We start from the raw sequence: 9,207 nt of genomic DNA, 5'->3' as shown, positions 1-9,207 counted from the left end.
GTTATATATAAGGGGTATCCCAATGATACATGCATCGAAATAGGGGGATTTCTATGTTTAAATTCTCTGGGTTTTATTTCTTTGCGAAAATATGAAGGATGGCAAATAGGACAAATGAAAAAAATCCAACGTGCACTCGATAAAAAATTCAAAGTAAAATGGTCATGGAGATTTATGTGAAAGTACAAATCAAAAGCTTCTCTTATAATCAGAGAAACTTTTTAACACTATACTTTTCTTTCTCCGTTCTTATTTAACAATTGGTAATCCATATCTGAAATATACAACATATTACTCTTTAAAAACGTATCAATATTAGACTTTCATTGTTCCGCTTCTTGCAGTTCTCCATTTAACTAAGTTGCGTTCAATAATTGGATTTAACAGAGCCTATAATAAAAAAATACTGGGATAAATAAGAGTTGTTGCAACCACTGTTTGGAGGGCTATGTACTAATTTACCTTGTTACCCTAATGCAAAACAATCGTTCACCCTAGAACAGGTCGAATTCAGAGCAGGAGTAACCAATGAACGGGTGCAAAAAATAACTGAACAGCTTTGTGTTAATAATGTTGAACAAGAAAAAGAGCATTGATGTCGATTCAATGCTCTTTTTACTGCGCCTTACTGTGTTAATCTAAAGCTATTTGTAATGATATTTAGCCTCAATTAAATAGCTTTCCTTCCGAAAGAAGAACCCGTTACTTTAAACGAGTAATTTTTTTATAGAATCAAGATAATTCCCTCATTCAAAAACTCATGGATTGAAGGGATGAAAATAATAGGATGGGTAACCAATTTTCTAACATTGAAACAGTTTAAAAAGGTCTCTAATATCAAATTTTATCCTATTGATATATTCATCATGTTTTTTACGACGGGATTTTGGTAGCTGATTAACCTGCTCTTCAGAAAGGTAATGTAAGGTCTTCCGTACCTTAATTAGTACACCCTCATTTTTCCAGTTCTGAGTTTTGTTAGATACCCAAAATCGATAAATAAATCCATTTTTCTCTAAAATTTCTAATTGCGCTTGTATAGTATTTACACTAGAGTTTAGTTCCTCTGCTAAAGCATTAACAGTAGTAAAACAGAAATCATCTGCTTCCTGACGGCGTTGTGCAAGGGCTATGAAGAGCCTAAAAGCCCTCCATCCTATTATAGGTAGCCAACAGGTAACAAAGTATTGATTTAATCCTACTTTGTCTTTTTGAACGGAATCTGTGAAAGGAAGAATTAATTCATCAGTTATCGTTTCAAACATAAAAGCAGCTACTTCATGTTCAGCTATATACTGTCTTTCCAAAGATTTTTTGTTAAAGGATTCAAACTTCCCATTTTTAATCCTTTCCACTTTTTTTATTTTTTCAGTTGTTATGAACCGATAATATAGTAGTTCATCCTTTGTTCCTAATAGATTAACTTTACACTTCATATATGTTCCTCCTATTTTACATTACAGGTATAATTATGAACGAGAAAAATTTTTATATAGGCTATCCTGCAAGAAGTTTAAATAATTTGAATTTCATTTTCTGCCTAAATCGAAGGGGATAACACGGGTAATTCCGGTTTTGTTTTTTATTTTTTTCTACTTACAAAGATATATTAAGCTGAATGAGTGCTAAATTATTAAACGCAATCCCACCATCCTAGGGAATGGCTGAGTTTCCGTAATTCACTGGAAGTTCTTCATGGTATTAAACCAACTAACAAAAGGAGATGAAAATACAAGTGTTTACGTTACTAAATGTATTCCACCTCCTTTATAGTGGCAAAAAAACAAAACGATATTGTGCATATTCAACATCATCGAGTTGCGTTTCTAACATCTGAAACAGTTCCTCTTTAAAAAGGTTCAATAGTTTCATCTTATCGTGCTTCATTATAATTTCTTCTAGATGGTCCACAACCGGTAAGGCTGCGATAGCGTAGGATTTATCCGTTATAAAATAACTCTCCATTTCCAACGAAATGTTCTCTTCTTGCATATTGCTGTCCTCAAGTAAAATTCCCATCCTAAAAACCCCACAAATAGGATAAAAGTTTACTTTAAATTTAAATTGAATCAGTAAACTTCCTAAAGGTGTAAAAAACTTCCCATCTTGGTAATAACAAACGATAGACTTTTCCTTGTCTCCAAAGTTAAATAGCTTCATTTTCATTTCCCTTTTTCTCTATTTAAATTTCATTCATCATAGATTATTTGTGTCAGGCTGACCGATTAGTGCAATAAAAAAGGTGCCACATCACCTGGTTATCAAGCAAAGAAAACAAAGAAATGCCCTTTAGTAGTCAGCATACATAATAAATGTTCAACATCATATGAAATGCCTTCTGGATTACCGGGTAAAAGATGGGATTACATATAAGGAATTCCCAGTCTTTTTTGTGTATTGGCTAATTTAAGATAGTGTTATTGGGGAAGTCAGCTATACTTTTTCAACTTTTTCGTGTCTCTTCACTACTTGTTTCATCAATTTTTCAATGACTAATGCCTGTTCATCGCACTTCGTTTTGTAAGCCATCAACATCTGTTTCAAGTTCAAAATTTCTTCCATTAGTCGTGCTACAGTTAAGCTTTTAAGCTCTTCTACCGAAGAAAGTTTCTTTTCAATCCTTAAATCCTCATGAATTTCTTCGATTTCTTTAAGCAGAGTTTGATACCATTCCTCTAAATATATTTTTCTGTCACCAGTATATAAACTTCTTTTTGTCAATTGTAGCGTCGAGGCTACCTTCTGCAAAACTTCTTCCTTGCTCAACCTTTGAGTGAGATATATCCCCTTCTGGGCTCTCCTGATAAACGTTCTTTTTGCACTGGCAGCGCCTCGAGTTAAATCTGCATGGGAAATTTGTTTCTTAGCCATTGATAACACCACTCCTCAGAAATTCATCCATTTGCTTTACTGTCGGACTTGGAAACTTCCTATAATACTTTGCGATGTATTTTTTCACAGTTTGATATACCTCTTTTTGAACAGCTTCAGCTTCCTTTTCTGAAAGATGTTTAAACTTTCGAAATAGCTCCTTAAATGTCTCTGGTTGTAAGTCTTTTTTTATATCGTCTATCCTTAACGGAAGCGTCCTTTTCTCTACTTTATCTTTGGTCTTCTTTAATAAAGTTTCTTGGTGATGAACAAAGACACCCCATCTAACAAGCTCCGCTTTATGCTCTAGTAACATATCTTCATCAGGACTATATTTATTACACTTATAACACTTCAATGTGTGGTGAAAACAAGTTACCTTCGCATGAGCGTTGCAGTTATGTGTTCTCATAGGGAATCCCTTCGGAACTTCTCCATCCGGTTGAGATTGTTCTGAGGGAAAATCCAGACCTTCTGTTTTCTTCAACAGTTGTTCTATAAATTTTTTTGCTGTTTCCTCTTCTTCCACTTCATCAATAATCATAGAAGACTTTTTGAAAATGCTCTCTTCACTAAGAACCTTTACTTCTTCTGCAACAGAATCAACAGTGTTCTCGTTAATAGTCGCTTTTATCCCGTACAAACCTTGTTTTGAGATATCCTGAAGTGCATCCAATATATCATTTCCTGCTGTGAGGGTGTAAGTATATTGAGATTCCAAGTTTTTATGCCCAAGCCTATTAGCTATTTCTTCATTGGAGAGTCCTTTGAATTTCAAATAAGTTCCGTACATTCTCCTTAAATCGTGTGCTGTGAAATACCTGCCACTTGGCGGGGGCGTATCTTTCCATATCTTCTTTTGTAAGTCTTTAAGATATGTAGTAACATAAACCGGGAGTAAAGGGACTACTCTAAGTTGCGTACCTGCAACCAATCTTTTAGCTCTTAAATCGTCCCCTCCAGGATATAGCTCTGATTTGATTTCTATAGGCTCCGTAGGAGCTACACTCTGTAATTGCTTAACCCATTCAACAGCGTTTCTGGAGATTTTAACATCATGCTTTTTCCTCGTTTTTGTTTTATGAAAATGCAAGAAGCTGTCACCATACTTGTTTTGTTTTAAACAATTTTGCTTTAAGTAACATACCTCATGCGCCCTTTTCCCAGTCTCTAGTATCAGCAGCGATAATCTTCTAAGTCTGAAATCAAACAGTGCATTATCTTGATGATAAGGTGATTGGTCATCTTGCAAAGTCTCTATAAGCTTAACTGCCTGCTTAAAATCAATGTGTTTCCCGAAACGTTTATCGCGTGTCCTTAATCCAGATTTTGGAATGATTCGTTTTTTATTAACATTTAATTGGTTTTGATATGCATAGAAATCAAACCAATTATCAATAACTTGGACATACATAAAGAAATCCTTTATACTGTCACCCTCAGCTATATCAACAAATATATCCATTAATCTACCTTGTAGTACATCTTCAATGGTGTGTACTTCACCAAGATATAGATAGTTCTGACACAATAAACGCAAAGTTTTAGAATAGTTTTTCCAAGTTCCAGGGCTTATCTCTTTAGTAGCAATGGTCCCTGAATCACCTTCAACATTCGTATATGTTTGAAGCTTCACTTTTTTCACTCTATCTTTCAAGCCCCCGAAAACATACTCTTTTATATGGAGCGCTAGTTCCGTTTCAAAGACAGAAGATTCTTCCAGCCAGAGTTCCAATTCTGATTCAAAAACATCCTTCTTTCCCGAAAAATTCATAATATTCCGAACTAAAGACCTTTCTTCCTTAAAAAGAAGGTAACTAAGTAATGTAAAGGTCCTTTTTCTTCTTCCATTATTTACTCCAGAAAACTTATCTGCGACCTCTTTTAACAAATCGTCAGTTATTGGTTCATGCCCAATCCCTTCAATTACTCCGTAACCAGAAAGCCATAATCTCAAAGTAAGGTTTTGAATTTCTTCTTTGCCCCTTACTGTTTTTTCTGTGTCATTTTCGTTCAGAGGGTCCCATTTTTTATAATGCTCATCAAACAAATCCGAAAGGATTGTGAAATTAGGCATAGCCTCCAAAGGGAATTGATGCAAGGTCCAAAAATTCATAGTGTATTCTAAAGGCAATCGACATCTTTGTACAAAAGCTAGACTTAACAAATAGTTTTGTATTGTAAGCTCTCTATATTCTTTTCCTCTTCCGAGGAAACTTACAACATCAGTTTGAATACACTCATGAAACGGAACTGTAAACATAAACCTACGGTTCTTGTATGCAGCAGGTGCAAGAGCAGCCCACTCTTCGAGTGTAAAGTGTGCTTGCTCATACATTTTTATTCGAATTCCGTTCAGTGTGGCGACATGTTCATCATTCTTTTGAAGTGAGCGCAACATTTCCACTTGGCAATGCCTCCTTGATATCTTTCCTCAACAGTCTTAATTGGACCATCTCCCATATCGTTTCTGGACTTAAACGCAAGTCAGTAAGTCTTTTTTGTATTAAAGCTTGTGTCTTTATAGAAGAAGCTGCGAAAGGGTTATCATCTGTATAATGTTTACTGTTCTGTACTAGACTTCTGTGTTCCAGAAAAAGTTGTGCTAGTAGTCCGATAGCTTCCTCTATTTCTTCTTTTCGTAACAGAAAATGTTGACAGCCCCAGCATCGATAGTACGTTTCACAGTTATCTTCAGACATACACCAACCCATATCTCTTTTTCGACCGTACTTTTTTAAGAAGTCCGATAGTTTTATTTCCGAATTTAAATCATCAAATATTCTACTGTTTTCAATTGATTCATCAGCCCACATTTCAATGATTCTCAGATAATATTTTCCTGAAATTTCCTGTTTTTCATAACCATCAACGATGGAGTAGAGAAGGGTGTTACGCGAAATTTTACTTCTAAGGTAACGCATAGACATTTTTTCGTCATGATGACCGAGTACAAACTGTGTCGCCTTAATATTTCTTGTTTTGGCTTGTACCAAGGTAGCTATAAAATGTCGAAATCCATGAGCACCAATCTCAAACATTTCACCATCATTTTCAATCTTATAATCTTCAATCTCTTTTATCTGTGAGAGAATTTCACATTTCAAAAAATCCCTAATCGCCGTTCTTGTTAGAAGACCGTTGACGTTATCTTCATGGAAAAGGTGAACATACCTCAGATTGTTATTAGGATTAGTTATTGCTTTAAACCCTCTTGCATGACATCGTTTCTGAAGGCGTTGTATCGCTTCAATTCCAACATTATCAAACAGAGGGAACTGCGCATTAACATTACCACCTTTATCTCTGTATACGGAAGTCACCCCTAGAAAACTATCACTATTTAACATAGGCTTTAGGCAGTCTATCGCAAGGTTATGAATAAAATCAAATCGAGCAGGACAAGACCCGACAATCAGCCAGAAGTCCTTACATAACGCTTCCCTTTCAGTTTCGGGAACATACGCATAACATTCCTGAATTATCCTTTCAGCTAGTCCTTCTATAGGGAAGGCACGACCATCACTGTTTTCTTGCTCTGCTGTAACAGCACGATTTAGCTTTAACGATAGACCTTCAGGGAAGTCAATAGTCCTTGGGAAATCAGGGTACTCATTTAACCCCCATTCAATAAATAACTTAGCATCAATAACATGTGTATAAGTATATGATGTGCGGAACTTGAGACTTAACCATTTATAATAAGCCCAAAATTCCGTTCTTTGGAAGTTTGACAGCTGTACAATTTCACTTTGTTCTTTTAGAAATGATAGAAAATTTGATAAGGTAGTATTTTTCTTTGTTATAGTTGCTTTTGAATATCCCCCGGCTATCATATATTTTTGATAATCCCGGATAGGCGTTTCAAAATGCGGGTGTTCAGCTACCATTTTATCAACCGTTTTTTTTTTGTACCAATGGGTGAGTTGCTTTTTTGTTGTATAACCAAGAGCGAACCTTGCTTTTTGTATGATATTTCTTGAAGTAACTACCGAGTTGAACGACCAGTCTACACAGCTCTCTAGTACATCTTTGTCTGTAATATCCTTCAATTTCTTTCCAAATGCAACGCATAACTTATAAAAACTACTAACAAAATACTCTTTCTCGGAGTCTTTTCGCAACGCTTTTAATGCTTCGGCTTCCTCTTCAGTGACAAACTGGTAATGCTCAGCTAACTCCTTACATAAATCAGCCACTCTATTAAAGAACTTACTATAGTAATCTATAATTGCTTTTCTATATTCAGGGTAATGCATTAAACCTCTTTCTAAAGCCCAAGGTAAAATATATCCAAAGTCCTTCATTGCACCCCATTTGAAAGGTTCCTTTTCTTCTAAACAAGTTTTCAGCCAAATATCCCCTGTTGAATATTTGGTTTTTAACTTGTTTAATATGCCTTTCAACGCTTTCTTTCTGCTCTCGTTGGCTTCGCTTCTAGGTAAATCTTCAATTTCAATCCACTCTGTATTCATCAAATTCATACCTTTCCACCATTTTTGAAAGTAGAAGCAATGTCTCCTACTCTGTCATCTATATGCAAATCGTCCTGTCCAGGTAAGTAATGAAGGTAGATTGTTCTAGTTGTTTTTTCATCACTATGACCTAACCATCTAGATACATCGTAAATCGGTTTGCGTTTAATTCGGATTAAGTGAGTTGCGAAAAAATGACGGAATGAATGTGGAGAAAAGTTGAGATAAAAATCTTCTTTTTTAGAACCAGAAATAACGCTGCGGTACTTAGAATAAACCGTCCCCCCGGTAATTGCCTCTCCCTTTGAATTATTTGAAGTTGAATAAAATAAGTAATCATGTTCTTGTTCTGTCTCTTCCATTACCAACTGCCTTTCTTTGATATGTTCAAGTAATAAGTTTGTAAGCTCCTGCTGCGAGAAAAAGTTAGGGATTTGTCGTGGTTTGACAGTTTTATTTTGAGATTGAAAATTGTCAATCTCTCTTTTTTCTACATTACAAACCCATCCCTTTAGCTTGTTATCATACGATAAATCGCCATGCATCTCGTTCTTTAACCATTCCTCTGCCTTGTTAATATCCCAAAGATAAAAGTCTTTAGGTACGTTTTTAGAAACAAATAGAAGGTTTCGAGCCTCAGACCTTCTAAGTCCAAAAGACTTCAAGATGTAAAACAAAAGTCTTGTTTGGGTATCGCCTGAAGGAATCAAGGACATGAAATTTTTCACATCTTCTTCGGTCATCACTTCTTCCGATAACGGCTGAATGAGGTCCGCTGAAGCGTCTGGATTACTAAAACTAGCTTCACTTAGTATGGCGTGTATATTGGCTACCATTACATACGTTTTTCTCCCTGTTGTACCCGTTGTGGTAGTTGTGAATGCTCTTTGCTTTACCGGAATAGATGTAAGGTCTATATCTTCGAATTCACAGGTTTCTTTTTTTAAAAAGTTTAGATACTTACATGCCGTTTCGACAATACCGCTTATAGTATTATGAGAAAAATCTTCGAATCTATCTTGGACCATTATTCCTTCGAAATTTAAGCCAATAGATGACACTTTACCAAAATGCTTTGCTCGTTCATGCAAAGGCACCTTTTTCAGTAATGACCATTTAATTGCCTGCTTAGGTGTGGCTCTTAAAACCTTTAATAAACGCAAGTAACTAACAAAGGATACAACAACTATAAAGGTATCCACTTCTAACAAATCAATATTCCAAAACTCTAGGAAGTCCAAAAATCTTTTCAGTTGATGCGCTTGTCTGGAAATAGTATTTATAGGAGTGTCATTGTACTTTTGCTTTAATAAAAAGCAAGTGCCATAGTAATGCAATTTATGAGAAGCAGTATAAATATGGATTACATTGTGCGCTGCATTTTCTTTGCCTTCGGCTCTTCCTATGAAGTCTACATAATGTAAGCCGTTTATCTCGCTAAAAGAGTAGATGTTGGCGTACCCCTTTAACTGGTCAACCTTGTCTAAAACATTGGAAGTAGCTTTTAATGTAGCATAGTCCATCTTGTCACCAACTCTCTAAAGGAAACTATCATATTAATCTTCCAACCAGCTGTAAAAGGAGATTTTTAAGATTTGGCGTTCACTTGATTCGGTCACTTTCTCGTTTGCGTTTTTTTCAAAAACAGCATTCGACTGCAAACCTAAAAAATCTCATATCAAGAGTAATGGCATTACTGACCTTTTTTCTTGATAACCTTTTCCGTCAATTCATCAATATCATTACTAAAGTTTAAGGAAATTCTAATAAAAGAGAGATTTCTAAATAAATCCCACCTTAGAACACCAACTAATGATACATTAGAGTCCACCAAGTTGGATTAACGTTTACAACAATAATA

The 9,207-nt window shown here is 35.4% G+C and carries 6 protein-coding genes and 1 pseudogene; 1 reads left to right on the top strand and 6 read right to left on the bottom strand.

Annotated features, from left to right (window positions below):
- Positions 1 to 180: pseudogene (locus AB3X48_RS13655) on the top strand (hypothetical protein); the annotation flags it as partial.
- 623 nt (positions 181 to 803) lie between these two features.
- Here the strand turns inward: AB3X48_RS13655 and AB3X48_RS13650 are convergent.
- The 6 genes from AB3X48_RS13650 to AB3X48_RS13625 all read right to left on the bottom strand — a co-directional run bounded on the left by AB3X48_RS13650 (position 804) and on the right by AB3X48_RS13625 (position 8,869).
- Positions 804 to 1,436, bottom strand: coding sequence for a helix-turn-helix domain-containing protein (locus tag AB3X48_RS13650; RefSeq protein ID WP_367959682.1), 633 nt, complete (start codon positions 1,434 to 1,436; stop codon positions 804 to 806).
- A gap of 331 nt (positions 1,437 to 1,767) precedes the next feature.
- Complete coding sequence (locus tag AB3X48_RS13645; protein ID WP_367959681.1) at positions 1,768 to 2,160, bottom strand: hypothetical protein; 393 nt, start codon at positions 2,158 to 2,160, stop codon at positions 1,768 to 1,770.
- 273 nt (positions 2,161 to 2,433) lie between these two features.
- Positions 2,434 to 2,871 carry a hypothetical protein gene (locus AB3X48_RS13640; RefSeq protein WP_367959680.1) on the bottom strand — a complete coding sequence of 146 codons (438 nt, stop codon included), beginning with the start codon at positions 2,869 to 2,871 and terminating at the stop codon, positions 2,434 to 2,436.
- Positions 2,864 to 5,272, bottom strand: coding sequence for a site-specific integrase (locus tag AB3X48_RS13635; RefSeq protein WP_367959683.1), 2,409 nt, complete (start codon positions 5,270 to 5,272; stop codon positions 2,864 to 2,866). Before AB3X48_RS13635 ends, AB3X48_RS13640 begins: the two co-directional genes overlap by 8 nt.
- The gene (locus tag AB3X48_RS13630; protein ID WP_367959679.1) at positions 5,247 to 7,355 is read right to left on the bottom strand and encodes a site-specific integrase; all 2,109 of its coding nucleotides are present in this window, start codon (positions 7,353 to 7,355) and stop codon (positions 5,247 to 5,249) included. The genes AB3X48_RS13635 and AB3X48_RS13630 overlap by 26 nt, the downstream gene beginning before the upstream one ends.
- Entirely contained in the window at positions 7,352 to 8,869 is a 1,518-nt protein-coding gene (locus tag AB3X48_RS13625) for a tyrosine-type recombinase/integrase (RefSeq protein ID WP_367959678.1), read from the bottom strand. The genes AB3X48_RS13630 and AB3X48_RS13625 overlap by 4 nt, the downstream gene beginning before the upstream one ends.
- Positions 8,870 to 9,207: the final 338 nt, after the last annotated feature.

The sequence above is a fragment of the Bacillus sp. S4 genome (genome assembly GCF_040838205.1).
In the GTDB taxonomy this organism is placed as follows: Bacteria; Bacillota; Bacilli; order Bacillales; family Bacillaceae_G; genus Bacillus_A; species Bacillus_A cereus_U.
This window is presented reverse-complemented; position numbering and strand designations above follow the sequence as displayed.

Coding starts and splice junctions, on each gene's coding strand:
- AB3X48_RS13630 (WP_367959679.1), bottom strand. CDS start 7,355: ATGAATTTGATGAATACAGAGTGGATTGAAATTGAAGATTTACCTAGA.
- AB3X48_RS13650 (WP_367959682.1), bottom strand. CDS start 1,436: ATGAAGTGTAAAGTTAATCTATTAGGAACAAAGGATGAACTACTATAT.
- AB3X48_RS13635 (WP_367959683.1), bottom strand. CDS start 5,272: ATGTTGCGCTCACTTCAAAAGAATGATGAACATGTCGCCACACTGAAC.
- AB3X48_RS13645 (WP_367959681.1), bottom strand. CDS start 2,160: ATGAAGCTATTTAACTTTGGAGACAAGGAAAAGTCTATCGTTTGTTAT.
- AB3X48_RS13625 (WP_367959678.1), bottom strand. CDS start 8,869: ATGGACTATGCTACATTAAAAGCTACTTCCAATGTTTTAGACAAGGTT.
- AB3X48_RS13640 (WP_367959680.1), bottom strand. CDS start 2,871: ATGGCTAAGAAACAAATTTCCCATGCAGATTTAACTCGAGGCGCTGCC.